Source organism: Nesterenkonia sp. HG001 (assembly GCF_034438835.1).
In the GTDB taxonomy this organism is placed as follows: domain Bacteria; phylum Actinomycetota; class Actinomycetes; order Actinomycetales; family Micrococcaceae; genus Nesterenkonia; species Nesterenkonia xinjiangensis.
This window is the reverse complement of sequence record NZ_JAOSZD010000001.1, coordinates 188521-203448: the sequence shown is the minus strand read 5'-3', so window position 1 is coordinate 203448 and position 14928 is coordinate 188521. Positions and strand designations below refer to the sequence as shown.

12 protein-coding genes and 1 pseudogene are annotated in these 14928 nt (G+C 64.9%); 6 read left to right on the top strand and 7 right to left on the bottom strand.

Annotation, left to right across the window (positions count from 1 at the left end):
- Positions 1-38: 38 nt before the first annotated feature.
- Positions 39-671, bottom strand: coding sequence for an NUDIX hydrolase (locus tag ODE13_RS00895; RefSeq protein WP_322477574.1), 633 nt, complete (start codon positions 669-671; stop codon positions 39-41).
- 82 nt (positions 672-753) lie between these two features.
- On the opposite strand from ODE13_RS00895, the gene ODE13_RS00890 reads away from it, so the two are divergent.
- Positions 754-1947, top strand: a complete 1194-nt coding sequence (locus ODE13_RS00890; protein WP_322477573.1) for an MFS transporter — start codon at positions 754-756, stop codon at positions 1945-1947.
- A gap of 24 nt (positions 1948-1971) precedes the next feature.
- Here ODE13_RS00890 and ODE13_RS00885 read toward each other — a convergent pair whose 3' ends face one another.
- Positions 1972-3477 carry an FAD-dependent oxidoreductase gene (locus tag ODE13_RS00885; RefSeq protein WP_322477572.1) on the bottom strand — a complete coding sequence of 502 codons (1506 nt, stop codon included), beginning with the start codon at positions 3475-3477 and terminating at the stop codon, positions 1972-1974.
- A gap of 148 nt (positions 3478-3625) precedes the next feature.
- Between ODE13_RS00885 and ODE13_RS00880 the strand changes: the two genes are divergently transcribed.
- The gene (locus ODE13_RS00880; RefSeq protein ID WP_416210495.1) at positions 3626-3952 is read left to right on the top strand and encodes a nucleotide pyrophosphohydrolase; all 327 of its coding nucleotides are present in this window, start codon (positions 3626-3628) and stop codon (positions 3950-3952) included.
- Positions 3939-5759, top strand: a complete 1821-nt coding sequence (locus ODE13_RS00875) for a DNA/RNA helicase domain-containing protein (protein ID WP_322477571.1) — start codon at positions 3939-3941, stop codon at positions 5757-5759. The genes ODE13_RS00880 and ODE13_RS00875 overlap by 14 nt, the downstream gene beginning before the upstream one ends.
- A gap of 577 nt (positions 5760-6336) precedes the next feature.
- Here the strand turns inward: ODE13_RS00875 and ODE13_RS00865 are convergent.
- The 4 genes and pseudogenes from ODE13_RS00865 to ODE13_RS00850 form a co-directional block, all read right to left on the bottom strand.
- A complete protein-coding gene (locus tag ODE13_RS00865; protein ID WP_322477570.1) occupies positions 6337-6915 on the bottom strand; it encodes a GNAT family N-acetyltransferase in 579 nt (192 codons plus the stop codon).
- Between the two features lie 17 nt (positions 6916-6932).
- Positions 6933-7991: pseudogene (locus ODE13_RS00860) on the bottom strand (integrase core domain-containing protein).
- Positions 7992-8096: 105 nt separating this feature from the next.
- On the bottom strand, positions 8097-9779 hold the full coding sequence (locus ODE13_RS00855) for a GmrSD restriction endonuclease domain-containing protein (protein ID WP_322477569.1): 1683 nt from the start codon (positions 9777-9779) through the stop codon (positions 8097-8099).
- Positions 9780-10005: 226 nt separating this feature from the next.
- A complete protein-coding gene (locus ODE13_RS00850) occupies positions 10006-10314 on the bottom strand; it encodes a hypothetical protein (RefSeq protein WP_322477568.1) in 309 nt (102 codons plus the stop codon).
- A 238-nt stretch (positions 10315-10552) separates the two neighbouring features.
- On the opposite strand from ODE13_RS00850, the gene ODE13_RS00845 reads away from it, so the two are divergent.
- Positions 10553-12577: a serine hydrolase gene (locus tag ODE13_RS00845; RefSeq protein ID WP_322477567.1), complete on the top strand. Its 2025-nt coding sequence runs from the start codon at positions 10553-10555 to the stop codon at positions 12575-12577.
- A 6-nt stretch (positions 12578-12583) separates the two neighbouring features.
- Here the strand turns inward: ODE13_RS00845 and ODE13_RS00840 are convergent, their stop codons facing one another.
- Positions 12584-13516, bottom strand: a complete 933-nt coding sequence (locus ODE13_RS00840; protein ID WP_322477566.1) for a VOC family protein — start codon at positions 13514-13516, stop codon at positions 12584-12586.
- A 173-nt stretch (positions 13517-13689) separates the two neighbouring features.
- Here ODE13_RS00840 and ODE13_RS00835 point away from each other — a divergent pair, with 173 nt between their 5' ends.
- Both ODE13_RS00835 and ODE13_RS00830 read left to right on the top strand, forming a co-directional pair.
- Complete coding sequence (locus ODE13_RS00835) at positions 13690-14148, top strand: helix-turn-helix domain-containing protein (RefSeq protein WP_322477565.1); 459 nt, start codon at positions 13690-13692, stop codon at positions 14146-14148.
- A complete protein-coding gene (locus tag ODE13_RS00830) occupies positions 14145-14927 on the top strand; it encodes a zeta toxin family protein (protein WP_322477564.1) in 783 nt (260 codons plus the stop codon). Before ODE13_RS00835 ends, ODE13_RS00830 begins: the two co-directional genes overlap by 4 nt.
- Position 14928: the final 1 nt, after the last annotated feature.

Genomic DNA, 14928 nt, shown 5'->3' with positions numbered 1-14928 from the left:
TGCGACGGCGCGCGTGTGGTCCGGGGCCGCGGCCGCCGCTACGGGGCGATTCCGCGTGGCTGGTCCGCCCAGGGTGCCCGGGCGTCCCGGAGCGTGCCGGCACCGGTGCGCACCGCGTGCAGCGCCAGGATCCCGACGACGGCGGAGGGGTTGTGGATCCGTCCGGAGAGCACCGCATCCACTGCCTCGGCCAGGGGCACCCAGGTGGGCACGATCTCTGACTCCTCCGCCTCCCGGGCGTGCAGCTCGGCCTCCGGGACTGCGCTGAGCCCCTGAGCCAGGTAGATGCGGATGGCTTCATCGGAGGCGCCGGGGCTGGTGTAGTAGTCCGCCAAGGTGTGCCAGCTCTCGGCCCGCAGGTCTGCTTCCTCGAGCAGCTCCCGCTGGGCAGTCTCGAGCATGGGTTCACCCTCGACGTCGAGCAGCCCGGCGGGCACCTCCCACAGGTGCATGCGCACCGGGTGACGGTACTGGCCGATCAACAGCACCCTGTCCTGCTCGTCCACCGGCAGCACGGCCACCGCCCCGAGATGCTTGAAGTAGGCCCGGCGCAGGGTCTGCTGCTCGGCTCCGAAGCGGAACGCGTCCTCGACCAGGGTGAACAGGCGAGCGTCATGGTGGATGACGGAGGTGTCGACCGGGTGCTGAGCGGGGGAGTCGTGGAGCGCCATGGGGTCAGCCTAACGCTGGGCCGGAGGTGGCTGGTGATGTCTGCTTGTATGTTGTGCACAGCAGACACGAGAGGCGGAGCAGATGGCACAGCGGCAGCGCGGCGCAGCGGGGACGGGCTTCTGGATCGTGGCTCTGCTGCTGTTCAGCGCAGGATGGGCCGCCAATCACTTCGCGTCGATGCTTCCGGTGCTGCGGGTGGAGGGCCCGTTGTCCGCGGTGGCGGTGAACGCCGCCTTCGGCATCTACGCAGTCGGCCTGCTGCCCGGGCTGCTGGGCGGCGGCGGTCTGGCAGACCGGATCGGACCCCGTCCTGTCGTCCTGGCAGGGGGCCTCACCGCGGCTCTGGGCAATCTGGTGATGATGTGTGGGTACACGGAGCCGTTCATCCTCACCGGCCGGCTTATCGTCGGCGTCGGGGTAGGTCTGGCCGTGAGCGCCGGCACCGCCTGGGCGGCGAATGTGCGCGGCATGAACGGCGCGGCGCTCGCCGGGCTGATCCTGACCTCAGGCTTCGCCGCGGGCCCGGTGGTCACCGGGGCGCTCGCCGTCGTGCTCTCCGGCACGGCGCGGCTGACGGTCCCGTACGCGACGACGGCGGCGCTCTCACTCCTCGCGGTGGCCGCGGCGCTGCTCGCCGGGAAGGGGGACGCCGCGCCCACACGGGGCGCTGAGGCCGGGGAACAGGCGAGGTCAGCCCCTGGGCCGCAGCGGAGTGCGTTCAGGGCACTCTCTGCGGCGCTGCCGATGGCCTTGTGGGTGTTCTCCTGCGCCACCGTGGCGTTCGTCGTCCTGCCTGCGCGCCTGCCGGTCTCCGAGGAGCTGCGCATGCTGCTGCCCGGGGCCGCGGCCGCCCTGGCGTTCAGCGCGGGGCTGGGGCTGCAGGTGCTCGCCCGGCGAGGACGGTGGGGACCGGTGACCGGGGTGGCCGGGGCCCTGCTGGCCGGGATCGGGTTCACCCTGGCCGGGCTGGGTGGTCAGGCGCCGCCGGTGTGGCTGTTCATCGTGGCGATCCTCATCCTGGGTGCGGCCTATGGTCTGTGCCTGCGTGAGGGTCTGGTTGATGTGGATCGGCTGGCGCCGCCGGCGTCGCGGGGCCTGGTCATCGGTGTCTACTACACCTTCACCTATCTGGGCTTCGGACTGCCGGTGCTGCTGGAGGCCCTCGACCCTGCCCTGGGCCCCTCGCTGCCGCTGTTCGTGCTGGCGGGAGCTGCCGTCGTCGTCGCGATCCTGCGCACGGCGCATATGCGGTTCACGGATCACCTCACCCGGTAGGCGGGGACTTCGGCGGGAGCGGTGTCATTCCTGGTTGCTGGGACGGCTGAGGTCGTGAAGCGCCGGGCCTTCGAGCCGTGCGCCGTCGGGGGCGAAGCGGGAGGCGTGCAGCGGGCAGTCCCAGGTGTGCTCGGCGTCGTTCCAGCGCAGGATCCCGCCCATATGCGGGCAGATGGCGGAGACCGCGCAGGTGGTGCCCTCCACGGTGGAGACGCCCAGCGGCCGGCCGTGACGCTGCCCCACCACCCCCTGGCCCTCCGCGGGGGCGTCATGGGGCAGGGAGGTCAGCTCGGCCGAGGCCCAGCCGGTGGCCATGTGCATGCCTGTGGAGAGATTGTCCTTGAAGCCGGTGGCGACGTCGGCGGCGCTGGTGACGCGCTCGCTCAACGCCTCCGCCCAGCTGGGGGAGTGTTCGTGGATCTGGGAGGTGATGGCCAGCGCGGCGGCGACCCCGTTGGTCATGCCCCATTTGTTGAACCCGGTGGCGAAGAAGACCGTGCCCTCGCTGCGGGGGAGCGTGCCGAAGAGTGGGAGCTGGTGGATGCTGCGGTAATCCTGCGCGGACCACGCGTGGGTGCGCTCGGCACCCGGGAAGTGCTCCCGGGCCCAGGTCTCGAGATCTGCGACGGCGCCGGAGTGGGACGCCGCCCGGCCGACGGAGTGGTCATTGCCGCCGATGAGCAGCAGCTCGCTCCCGTCGGCTGCCGGCACACTGCGCAGGGTGCGATCCGGGGAGTCGATGCTGAGGTACATCCCCTGTACGGGGGAGGACCCCTCGGGCAGCCGGAAGGTCAGCGCGTAGGAGCGATGGGCGGAGAGGGTGGCGAAGTGCCCGCCGCGGTCCAGTACGGGCACCCCGGTGGCCAGCACCAGGTGGTCGGCCTCGACGTCGCCGGCGCTGGTCTGCACGGTCAGCGGCCGGTGGTGGTCGGCTCCGGTGACCCGGACGCCTTCGATCAGCTCGCCATCCCGATCGATGAGCTCATTCGCCAGGGTCTGCAGCACCGGCATCGGGTGGAACTGGGCCTGATCGGGCATCCGGATCGCCCCGGCCACCTCGAACGGCAGCTCGGTGGCATCGGACCACTGGGCGTCCAGACCGGCGGTCTGGCAGGCCTCCAGCTCCCGACGGAGGGTGGCGACGCCGTCCTCGGTGGTGGCGTAGGTGAACGCGTCCCGCCGCTGGTACGAAACCTTGTGCTCGTCCAGGTGGCGCAGCAGCCAGGCCTGACCCTCCCGATTGGCCTCCACATACGCGCGCAGGATGTCATCCGCCTGGTGCTCCCGGATGCCCGAGAGCACGCTGCCCTGGAGGAGGGAGAGCTTGGCGGTGGTGTTCCCGGTGGCCACCGCGCCCACCGAGCGGGCCTCCAGCACGGCCACGCGTTTCCCGGCCCGGGCCAGCAGCACCGCAGTGGTCAGCCCAGTCAGCCCTGCCCCGGCGACGACGACGTCATAGCGGTCCCGTGAGATGAACCCGGTGTTGGTCGGTGTGATGGTGGGGGAGGTGTCGAGCCAATAGGAACGCATGAGGTCCTCCGCGCAGCCGGGTGCGATGGTCTGATGCCCATCCTGGTGCGGGCACAACATCGGCGTCCAGAGCTGAGGCGCGGCAGCTCCACGAACGCCCTCAGGAATATGTGCACATGAGCTTGAGGACTGAAGGAGGGCTGATAGCGTGAGCAACGTGGAAGACGCGTTGTCAGAATTGCGAAATTTCGTCCAAGAACGTGAATGGGCACAGTTCCATTCGCCAGAGAACCTGGCCAAGAGCATCGCCATCGAGTCAGGCGAACTGTTGGAGTGTTTCCAGTGGTCCGAGGAATCTGGCGATGCGGAGCGTGTCCAGAGCGAACTTGCTGACGTCCTGACCTACTGCCTCCTGCTCGCGGACAGACTGGGTGCGAACCCCGAGGAACTTGTGCTGCAGAAGTTGCAGCACACGCGGACGAAGTATCCCGTGGACAAGGCCAGAGGCCGGAGCACGAAGTATGACCGGCTTTAGCGTCGAGACGATCAGCCTGAACAGTCCGCCGCCGGTGGAGCCCGAGTCTCGACTGCACAACTGGCCCGTCGTTTACACACTCGATGACGGCCACGAGATCTACGTCGGGGAGACCCTCAGTGCGGTCAAGCGTCTTCGTCAGCATCGCGACAGTGAGACGAAGAAGCACCTCCACGCCGTGCGCGTGGTGTTGCATGAGCGCTTCAACAAGTCCGCCGCTCTGGATCTGGAGAGTTTTCTGATCCGATTGTTCGCGGGAGACGGCAAGTACCGGCTGCTGAACCGAAATCACGGAATCGTCGATGCCGACTATTATGATCGCGCAGTCCGTCGCGGCGATTTTGAAGAGATCTTCTCGACGCTGCGGGACCAGGGCCTCTTCGAGCGGTCGATACCTGAGATCGAGCAGTCCGACCTGTTCAAGCTGTCCCCGTTCAAGACGCTCACACCCGAGCAGGCGCTCGCCGTTGAGGATGTCCTGAGGAGCCTGGGTGCTACCTGGGACGCGGTGCCAGGGGTAACGAGGTCGATCGTTGTGGAAGGTGACCCCGGGACCGGGAAGACGATCGTCGCGGTCTACCTCATGAAGCTGCTTCAAGACTTGGCGACTGTGACGGATGAGGAGATGGCCGAGGACATCGATCCCGATGGCCGATTCGCCGAGTTCTTCACCCCGAGCTTCCGGGCCAATGTGAGCACGGGCGATGTAGGACTGGTCGTCCCACAACAGTCGTTGCGAGAATCGATCCGTCGAGTCTTCGGACAGACGAAGCAGCTGTCTCCGGACATGGTGGTCGACCCGTTCGCAGTCGGTGCCGGTGACAAGCACTATTCAGTCTTGATCGTGGATGAGGTCCACCGCCTGAACCATCGAGCCAACCAGCCGTCGGCTCGTCAGAACACTAGATTCCGGGAGATCAACGAGCGCCTTTTCGGAGCAGATGCCCCTGACCTCACTCAGCTGGACTGGATCATCGCGAAGAGCGACACACAGGTTCTTCTCGTCGATCCAGAACAGAGCGTGCGTCCAGCCGATCTGCCGCGGTCCGTCCTCGACGAAGTGATCTCTCGATCAGGGGCGGTAGGGCACCACCACACGCTGGCTTCGCAGCTGCGCCTGCGGGCTGGAGACGGTTACATCCCCCACGTGCGAGCGCTTCTCCAGGGGCGAGCAACGGCTCCCGTGGACGTCGGCGAGTACGAATTCCTCATGTTCTCGAACGTCAGCGCCATGCACCGCCGAATCAAGGAGCTGGATGCAGTCCATGGACTTGCGCGGCTTGCTGCTGGATTCGCGTGGCCATGGTCGAGCAAAGAGGACAAGTCTGCCTACGACATCCACCTCGATGGCTGTTCGCTGCGTTGGAACTCAAGGGCCACAGACTGGGTGAATGCGCCGGAGTCGTTGGAGGAGGTTGGGTCGATCCACACGCTCCAGGGCTACGACCTCAACTACGCCGGCGTGATCATCGGACCGGATCTACGCTATGACGAGGCGAGTGGCGAAGTGGTGTTCGACAGGTCGAACTACTTCGACAAGCGTGGGAAGCAAAACAATCCGAGCCGTGGAATCGTCTATAGCGATGAGGACATCCGCGAGTACGTCATCAACATCTATCGGGTCCTCATGACGCGCGGAATCCGAGGGACCTTCGTTTACGTGTGCGATCCCGCTCTGCGGCGATACTTCAGCCGGTTCATTCCGCATGCAGAGTCCCGTCCGGCTCCTGCGGATCTAGTACGGGAAGAGACGGTTCTGGCTGAGTTTCCGGCCCAGCACCGGGAGCCCCGCCTGCCGAAGAGTTGATGCGATTTTGGATCCCGTGATGGGGCAGGCCGTGTATGACTCGAGATCTTTCGAGCCTGTGCGCCTGGGGGCAGGCGTCCGATGCTGCGGGGTTGCACCTCTTTGGCGACCTCCGCAGTGGCTGTGGCCTCGGCGGTGCTGGCCCATTCATCAAGTTGCCCCGCCAACACGGCCACGATCAGCCGGACGATGGATTCTCGACCGGGGAAGACCGCGACCACGTCATTGCGTTGGCGGACCCCAGGAGCGCACTGGGTCTGTGGGAAGCTCCTGATTCGTCGGCACCCGAAACCAGACGGGCAGATCCTGGAAAAGACACTCCGTATGGGTCAGGCGACTCACGAGTCACACCCGGAATCAGGGGGCGACAGCAACCCCGCCAGCCCGCCCCAGGCCGACCATCTCAAGACTTACTGACTGTTCAGTGGCAAGGTCGAGAACCTGAGCAGCGGTCATACCGGTGATGTCCTCTTGAGTGGGTTGCAGGAGACTCCTCGAAGGGCCACTTTATGGCCGCGCCCCGTCCAAGCCGCAGGCGGTCACGAGCCTCGGGACCGGTACACCACTGTATGGGGCTTTACTGGTAGAGATCCCGATAGAACCAGTAGCCGTTGATTCCTGAAGGGTGATGAATCGTGAACTGGGTCGGTTCTCTCGGTGGGAGCCCCTGGTTCAGTGGCGTCACCGTAAACCCTGCGTGCTTGTAGACCCGGACCGCCTGGGGGTGCCGGATGTCGACGAAGCCTTCGATGTAGCGCGCGCCTTGTTCTCGGACGACCTGGTAAGCGGTCTCCAGCAGCAAGCTTGCAATGCCCTGACCCTGGTACTCGGGGACGACGAACATTCCTGAGAGGTTACGATGGTGCTGGGCGTAGAGTCTCCCCGTCTCAGGGGAGGAGCGTAGGAGGGGACGAGGAGCACAGTGTTCGATGATGACACCTCCGATCAGATCTCCGGAGTCGCTTGCCACCGTACCGATGAAGTCTCCTTCGGGCACCGATTCACCTGAGAACGCGGTGCGCAGGTCCCGTTCATAGGTAGCCCGTTCTCGTTTTACATGGCTGGGGCTTCCATACCCAGTGATGTGCTGATGAGCCAGAGCGTGAACCTTCCGCTGTCGGGACGGTGATGTCACCGATGAGATCTGAAAGTCCATGGAGTTCTCCTCTGCCGCTAGATGTAGGAGGGCATGACGTTGTTGCAACGGGCCGGGACCAGTGAGGCCGGAGGCACCTCACCACAGGCGGTATGTGGACGATGATAGTTGTAGTGATTGGTTTACACCGCCAAGTCGTCTCTTCGAGCCTGTTCTGAAGCACATATGCGTGTGTAGAGCACCTCGTCGATCATGAGGCGGTTGAACCGCTTGACCTTGCCGTTATGCCGCGGCGTGTAGGGCCGGATCCGCTGATGCTTCCGCGTCAGCGCTTCCACCGTTCGGGTGATGTCGTTCGCACGATAGGAGGACCTGTTGTCGGTGACCACCCGATCCAGTCGACTGCTTCCGTGAGCGGCGCAGAGAGCCCGCACCGGGGCGAAGAAGCTGATCGTGGTCGCCGCCGTCTCGTCATCGCGAGCCTCGGTGTGGGCCAGCCGGGAAGTACCCGTCCACCGCTGAGTGCAGGTAGGTGGAGCCGACTCGGGCGCCGAGACCGCGTTCGGCTTTCGGCGCCGCGCCGACACCGTGGCTGCGGGCCCTCCGGCCACCTCCGTCGGGGATCCGCCCGACCCTATTCACGTCCAGTGGAGCACAAGACCGTGCCAGTAGGCGCGGATCTGCCGGGGTGGTCGCCGCTGGGACTCACTGGCGGGGCTGAGATTCTGCAGCCTGGAGATTCCCAGTCGGTGCAGCCATCCGCCCATGGTGCGCAGAGCGATCACCACCGGGGCATGCCATCGGGCCTCGGAACCTTCGCCGTCTTCGGTGTCCTAGCCGCCGGTGACCAGGTGCTGCCAGATCCGTCGGGCTGACCATGTGCGTCGTCGGGGTAGGTCCTCGATCCGGGCGAAGAACCCTGTCGGGGCCCGCCAAGGTTTCTGAGCGGGTCGACAGGCCAGGTCCTGGAGTCCTTCGTCGCCTTCAGCGAGGTAGTGGGCGACCTAGGTGGCCACGGTCGGGCGTGAGACCTGGAACGCCGCAGCGACGTAGTCTTTGGGGATCCCGTCGCTCAGGTGGCGGGTGACCGACGGGAGCCGACCGGTGAGGGCCTGGGGTGCGTGAGTGTGAATCATGGACGGGCCCTTTGGTGCGGATGAGTTGTGTGGGAACTTCCGTCCTGTGGCGGGAAGCCCATTTTATCGACGCGCCTGTGACAAGTACCTAATGACCCACATCAGTTAGTCGCTCGTGTCACTATCGCTGTCGTCTGTCACGCTGTCACTCGCCACTGTGGCATCTACAGGGACCCCTCCCGCAGGCGTCAGGCCCGCCAGCGCCAATGCAAGTTTCTGAAGGTGTGCAGCTCGGGCCTCAAGGAATGCCTCGAAGTTATCGGCCAGTGCCGCTTGGTAAGCAGCTTCTGAGACGAGAGATTTATCGAGCCTGTTTCGCAGTTCATCCTGGCCGATTGTTGCGGCAACTTCAGATAAATAGACCGACGGCGCCTTGTCCCGGATCTGAATATTGCTGATCGATGTCAGCATAACCATATTTCCGATTGCGTTAGCTCGACGTGAAGCGTGCCCTTTTCTCCTAAGGAATGCCTTCGGGAAGAAGTGATGAAATTCTTTGTCGTTACTCCAAGCCAGCGAACGATTCTTGTCGATTGCTTGGCCAGTAATAAGATCCACCGGGGCGTGATGAGACAACATGAGTGCCAACATCTTCGATGTTGCGCTATTCGCGCGGAATTCACGGATCGACCAGATTGATTCCGTGGGGGCGACGGAGGAGTTGGCAATCTCGGTGGACTCGCCGTTGCCGAAAGCGTGAACTGCCTGCCTGTCCGAGCTCATCTGTCCCGTATTCCAGCCACCGAAGTAGCTTGCAAGTGTTGTGCGCCAAAACCAGCGTCTGATGGTTGCATACTGATCATTTGTGGGATGAGGAATGACTCTAAATACCTCACATAGAACTGCAAATTGGTTTGCGTAGGGTAGAGCGCGCGCGCCTGGCGCTCCTATTTGTGTCGCAAGGAAGTCGCTGGCCCGTTTTGCTGCCTCTCGCGTCTCTCGGATGGCTTTCGAGAGCTGATCCTCGGTTTGATTTCGAAGGTCATCGATTGCTGATACCTCAAAGCCGAGGCCAGCCGCTGCGGCAACCGTTCGCAGCATCGTTTTGCGGTCGATGCCGTTGAAGTTCTTCGGAGCCAGGTCCTCCCGGAGGCTATCGATCGCATCGACCAGGTCGAAGGTTGGCGTCCACGTCGCAGCGCGCATCAGATCGACGATGGTCAGTGCCGTACCGGTGCTATTGATGCGCTCGAATACGGGAGCAACATCCTGGATGGGCATATCGCCCAGCGTAACAATGGCTACTTGGTAATCTGTGAACCGATCAAACAACATCTTCGCACGCGAAGAAAGATCTTCATCTAGTCCGGCTAATCGACTGAAATAGGTCGAGGGAGTTGAAAGATGTCGGAGCGGCACGACATGGAGTGCGGGTTCGTCTAGAGTGTCGAGATGCACGAACCGCTCAGCCTTGAGATCGTAGGCCAAGTTCCACACGCTGTCCGCTGAATCGGGTGCCCAGTGTAGAGCACCACAAATAGTAGAAAGGCGTTGCTGGCCGTCAAGCAGATAGTTGACGGGATAATCTGGTTTCGTCGTTGCCACTTCAAGTCCTGCGATATTGCGTTCGCTCGCTAGCTCTTGACGAGATTGCCAGAGCAGCATGCTGCCGATTGGATAGTTCCGTGAAATCGAGTCGAGAAGGTCAAGCATCTGCTTTCGCTTCCAGACAAAGTTTCGTTGAAATCGTGGTAGCAGGATATCCCCAGTCAGGACGCGTCCAGCAAGTTGGACAACACGCTCTGCCGTGGGCTTGGGGTCCTTAAATGCGGACTTCGGCTCATCCATAGGGCCACCCTACTGTGAATTGCCCCAGTCCCGATGGAAGCTCTCATCCTATGGAGGATGAGAGTCATGGCGAGGAAGTACAGCGAGCACCTTCGTGAGCACCCAGCTGCTCCGATGAGTTACGACGGGAGACGAGCCGCAAGACTGCTCGGATCATGTTGGCCCGTCATATTGCCGTGGTCCGGCCGCGGGCCTTGGGGTACTGGAGGATGCACTGCGTCGCTAGCTACGCTCCCTGGCCTAACGCTGTGTCCGTTTCCACCTGCTCCTCGCGGGCATCGAGTTCCTTGTCGCGCTCGTCGGCGGCCTTGCGCTGCTCATGCAGGTTTGCTAGCTCCACCTCCACCTCGACTTCGACTTCCTCGGTGACGGCCTCGGTCACAGTCTCCGTGACGACTTTCGGCTCCAGCTCGGTGCGGCCGGTCAGCGCAATGGCGCCGGCCAGCAGGCCTGCCACGCCCAAGGCGAGGCGCCGGGGCGTCTTCGTTGTCTCTGCGGCGCAGCGGATCATGGGGTTCTCGACTGTGGTGAACATGGTCGTCTCCTCACGGAACGGAACGGAACGGAACGGAGTGGTGCAACAGATGACGCGAAGACCGGGAATCGTTGATGGGGAAGCGGCGATGGATTCACTCTTGAGAGACCGGGTTCTTCGCGTATCCAGAACCTAGGTCCCATTTCGGACATATCCAGGTGACGCGCTCCTCTCACGAGGTCACCGAGAGCGTGTAGCGTCGAGGAGTCTGTTCCGTTTCCGTGCCGTCAGGAGACCCATGACCCCGCTCCGCCCTCTGGCCGCACTCGACCGGCGGATCCGCGACCTCACCGCCGACGCACCCTTCGCGGTCCACTGGCAGATCTCGGACATCACCAGCACTGAGCTTCCCGCCATCGGCTCAGCCGCCGACACTCAGGTGGCCTCTTTCAGCACCCGGAAGGTCAGCTTGCTGCTGGCCTGCCTCGCGCTGGTCCACCAGGGCCGGCTGGCACTGGACGCGCGGCTGCCCATCACCGACGAGCTCAAAGACGGCGTCCAGGCAGGCATCATGAAGGATCTTGCACCCGGGGTCGAGCTCACCCTGGAGGACCACCTGAGGCAGATGATGATCACCTCGGACAACATCTGCACCCAGTTGGTCTTCGACGCCATCGGCGGGGCAACACAAGCCAGCCCCGCCCAGCCTGCCAGCCTGCACCAGGACGACCGCGCCGCCGCCGCGCTGCAGCAGGTCAACGACTACTGCGCCTGGGTGGGTATGCGGAACACCCTCCATCGGGAGATCTTCCCCCGCAGCGGCGAGCTGACCTGGCACCACAGCATCGAGCAGATGACCGTCACCACCGCCGCCGACCAGGCCCACCTGCTCGCCCAGCTCGGCCGCGGCACCCAGAACACCGAGGCTGCCGAAGCCCTGCACCTGACCCCGCAGCTGTGCCGCTTCGCCGTCGAACTCATGCACGGGCTCCACACCCCGCTGCTCGTCGCGCAGACTATCCGGCTGCGCGTGGCCGAAAAGAACGGCCGTGGGCTGCGCAGCCTCTCCCAGATTGGGCTAGCCACCACCGACGACGGCGCCCCGGTCGCCGCCGTCGCGGTCTACGCCGAGACCATCCCCACCGAGCTGCCCGACGGCACACCCGGCCGAATCGCCGCCTGCGAGCTCTTCGGGCAGATCGGACAGGCGATCGAGGACTGGCATGACGGAGTCGGCCGCGGGGAGGGGCGGCACGTCCCGGCGGACGCGCGGGACACGCACCCCGTCCACGTCCCCAGCCTTCTCCGTATCCCTGCGGACATCCCCGGCACTGACGCGCAGCTGGAAGCGGCAGCGGCTCACCCCGGCGTCCTCGCCGCCATCGGGGGAGTGACCGGCGGAGGGCATGAGGGCGGCGCCGTGGGACGAGACGTCCTGGGCCACCGCGAGTTCCACCCGCTGGCCGGAACGGGCAAACTACTCGCCGCGCTGGCCCTGGCCGAGCGGGAGGCCGCCGACCCCGGCCTGCTGGAGATGCCGGTGAGGATCACCGCCGCGCACCGGCGCGCTGCCGTCGTCGGACCTCTGCGGATCCCGTCTGGCTCCAGGGGACACACCGGCGAGAGGGTCAGCAACCTGACGCTGAGCCTGCATGACGCTCTCGGACTCATCATCGGCACCTCCGACGCCGCCACGGCCTTGGCCGTCCGGAACGCCCTGGAAGCCAGGGGAGTGGACCTTGTTGCCGAGGTCCGCAGCTTCTTGGACAGATTCGACGTCCCGGACCAGCGAATGTTCCACACGCAGATCACTGGGCTCGAGGACCCGGAGACCGTCCGCGGTGACTTGCTGACCGGGGAGACCTCAGCCCACGAGCTGCGCCAGGTGCTGATGCTGCTGACCAGCGACGGCGGGCTCTTGGGGGAGGACGTGCCGGACCGAGGAAAGCTCGGTCTGAACGCTGCAGCGGCGCGTCGCGTCCTGGGATGGATGTCCCAGGTGTTCGAACCCTCAGGGCTCGCCTGGGCGCTGCCCGGCTACGGGCCGAAGAAGGTGCCCCAGTGGACGGTCTCCGGACTGGAGTCCCGGGCCGCCCAACACGGAGGAGCACTCAGCGAAGGCTGGACCTCGGTGCTCATCACCCGCCGGCCCGGCGTTGTGCCGACCGACGGGGGAGTCCTCTGGATGGCCGCCCACGTGCCGGCTCGCACCGGCAGGGAGGCCTCCCGGATCCTCGGCGAACTCGGGCTGACCCTGCACCGGCGCGGCCTCAGCCGGCCCAAGCTTCGAGGGAACGTGGCGCCGATGTACATCCAGGAATAGGGCGCCTCACCGGCTGAGCAGCTCCTCGGTCTCTGTACCCGGCACGGCCGCCGAGACCTGGGTGCCCCACGGGTCCTCGGTGACCACCCGGTGCCCCTCATCGGCGAAGCTGATCCCCTGCGCGCGATACCGGGACACCAGGGCGTCCAGGTCCTCGCGGCCCGGCACGGTGATCGCCAGGTCACCCAACCCCAGGCGGGAGGACCGGGGCCCGGCCCCACGGCTGTTCCAGGTATTCATCGCCACGTGGTGGTGATAGCCGCCGGCCGAGGCGAACAGGGCGCTGTTCCAGCTGGCGGTGGGGTCGAAACCCACTGCGCCCACATAGAACTCACGCGCCCTGGCGACGTCGCCCACCTGCAGGTGGACGTGACCCACCGTCCCGGCGCGGGCGGCGCCGGCGTCGAGCACCTCCTGGTCCAGGTGGCGGCGCAGGTAACCGTTCGGGTCCAGCGGCAGATTGTCCATGCGGACCTGCGTCCCGGTGACCTCCCAGGTCTCCCGGGGCCTGTCCCGGTAGAGCTCGATGCCGTTGCCCTCCGGGTCGGTGAAGTAGAACGCCTCGCTGACCAGATGGTCGGCCGAGCCGACATACCGGGACCGCGGGTGCCGCGCGGCACGATGGACGGTCGCCGCCAGGGAGGACTCGTCCTCGAACAGGAACGCCGTGTGGAACAGGCCCGCCTCATGCGGGTCCACCCCGGGCAGATCCGGGGTATGGATCAGCCGCACCATTGGAGTGGCACCGCGGCCCAGCACCCGGTGGACCTCCCGGCCCCAGGTGCGCTCCTGCAACGGCTCCATCACCAGGGCGGTCTCGTAGTAGGCGGACATCGCCTCCAGATCGCCTACGCGCAGGGTGACCGCGTCCATGGCGGTGGCAGGGTTCAAGGCGCGGCCGTCAGCGGCCGGGATGGAGTCGGGGGAGACGTTCGGCATGAGAGCTCATCCTTGCGGCGTCGGCGGTGACCGCAGTCCGGCCACCGGTTAGTTGTTTCTACAAGTATGAACAGCTCGGGAGTGCTGGATGTTCCCAGAAGTGGCCGATGGGCGGCATGGCTTCACGGCGGTATCACCGCGGCGTACTATTCATGGTGAATAAGGAGGTGTTCATGGCACTGCTGGAACGTCCGAGGGGACGACTCACGGCGAAGGACTTCAGGGAGGTCACCCCTCAGAGACTGCGTGCCCGGCAGCTGGTGGATGCCATCGATCGTGATCGACTGGTGGTGCAGCTCCTGGATCAGGGCAGGACGCAGACGCAGGCAGCTGAGGAGTCTGGGCTGTCCCAGGCCACAGTGCACCGCATCAGTCGCCGTCGTGAGCAGATCGAGGAGCAGCGTGAGAATCCCCGGCCGATGGAAGTCATCGCCCGTTGGCTGATCGGAGAAGTGACACATGAGGCCATGATCGAAGATCTTGTCAGCCGCACCTATGAGGCGGGGAGGATCCCTGAAGGGTCTTACGACGGTTACGTTCCCGGAACGTGGGACGACCTCATCCAGGCGTCTGTCAACGGGATGCTGCCCCCAGAGGACTTTCAGCAGATCAGGGACAACGCTGCTTCGTGAGTGCGCGTCACGCCTGTCACCGCTGGCTCGTCGACAGGACGCCTCCGGATTCCACGGTCGAATCTGCTGGGATTCAGCTCGACCTTCCTGCGGCACCGGACATCGACCGGATCGTGGCAGACGTCGTGGGCTCCCACCTTCATGATCCTGAGCGGCGAGGTCTCGTGGAAGGGTGTGCGGCCGTCATCACTTCTGGTCCACCCGGAGCAGGAAAGTCCCACGCGATTGAGCAGCGGGCGGATCAGCTGCGGGGATATCGACGTATCGATCCGGACGCGCTGAAGGACGAGCTTCTGGAGCGGTTCCTCCGTCAGGGCTTCTTGACGCGGCTGGACGCGTACGTGCTTCCTGACGGCCGCAGACTCACTCCCAGGGAGGTGGCATGGTGCGTCCACGCGCAGTCGGTCAGAGCGGCAGATCTCATCCGCCGGGAATGCCTGGCTCGCCAGGAGAACATCATCATCGAAGGGACCCTGCACTGGCATGGGATCGTGGACCAGTTGGAGCGGGAGCTCGTCGACGACGGGCAGTATGACAATGCTCTGATCCTGAACGTCCAAGCGTCGGAGTCGATCGTCCAGGCACGGGCTGAGGCGCGGTGGTGGAATGACCGCACCGCAGACCCGTTAGGCGGCCGCTTCATCCACCCGAAGATCATCTCCACGTTGTGCGCCGAAACTGGCGGCAAGACTCATAGCACACGCCATGCGGTCGAAGCGGCTCGTCGGCTGGCTGAAGCCGGACTCGACGTCGAATTGGAGACCATGACGGCCGACTGAG

What these genes read in the sequence shown, in the direction of transcription:
- ODE13_RS00895 (WP_322477574.1), bottom strand. Translation starts at nt 671, where the DNA reads ATGGCGCTCCACGACTCCCCCGCTCAGCACCCGGTCGACACCTCCGTC.
- ODE13_RS00890 (WP_322477573.1), top strand. Translation starts at nt 754, where the DNA reads ATGGCACAGCGGCAGCGCGGCGCAGCGGGGACGGGCTTCTGGATCGTG.
- ODE13_RS00885 (WP_322477572.1), bottom strand. Translation starts at nt 3,477, where the DNA reads ATGCGTTCCTATTGGCTCGACACCTCCCCCACCATCACACCGACCAAC.
- ODE13_RS00875 (WP_322477571.1), top strand. Translation starts at nt 3,939, where the DNA reads ATGACCGGCTTTAGCGTCGAGACGATCAGCCTGAACAGTCCGCCGCCG.
- ODE13_RS00865 (WP_322477570.1), bottom strand. Translation starts at nt 6,915, where the DNA reads ATGGACTTTCAGATCTCATCGGTGACATCACCGTCCCGACAGCGGAAG.
- ODE13_RS00855 (WP_322477569.1), bottom strand. Translation starts at nt 9,779, where the DNA reads ATGGATGAGCCGAAGTCCGCATTTAAGGACCCCAAGCCCACGGCAGAG.
- ODE13_RS00850 (WP_322477568.1), bottom strand. Translation starts at nt 10,314, where the DNA reads ATGTTCACCACAGTCGAGAACCCCATGATCCGCTGCGCCGCAGAGACA.
- ODE13_RS00845 (WP_322477567.1), top strand. Translation starts at nt 10,553, where the DNA reads ATGACCCCGCTCCGCCCTCTGGCCGCACTCGACCGGCGGATCCGCGAC.
- ODE13_RS00840 (WP_322477566.1), bottom strand. Translation starts at nt 13,516, where the DNA reads ATGCCGAACGTCTCCCCCGACTCCATCCCGGCCGCTGACGGCCGCGCC.
- ODE13_RS00835 (WP_322477565.1), top strand. Translation starts at nt 13,690, where the DNA reads ATGGCACTGCTGGAACGTCCGAGGGGACGACTCACGGCGAAGGACTTC.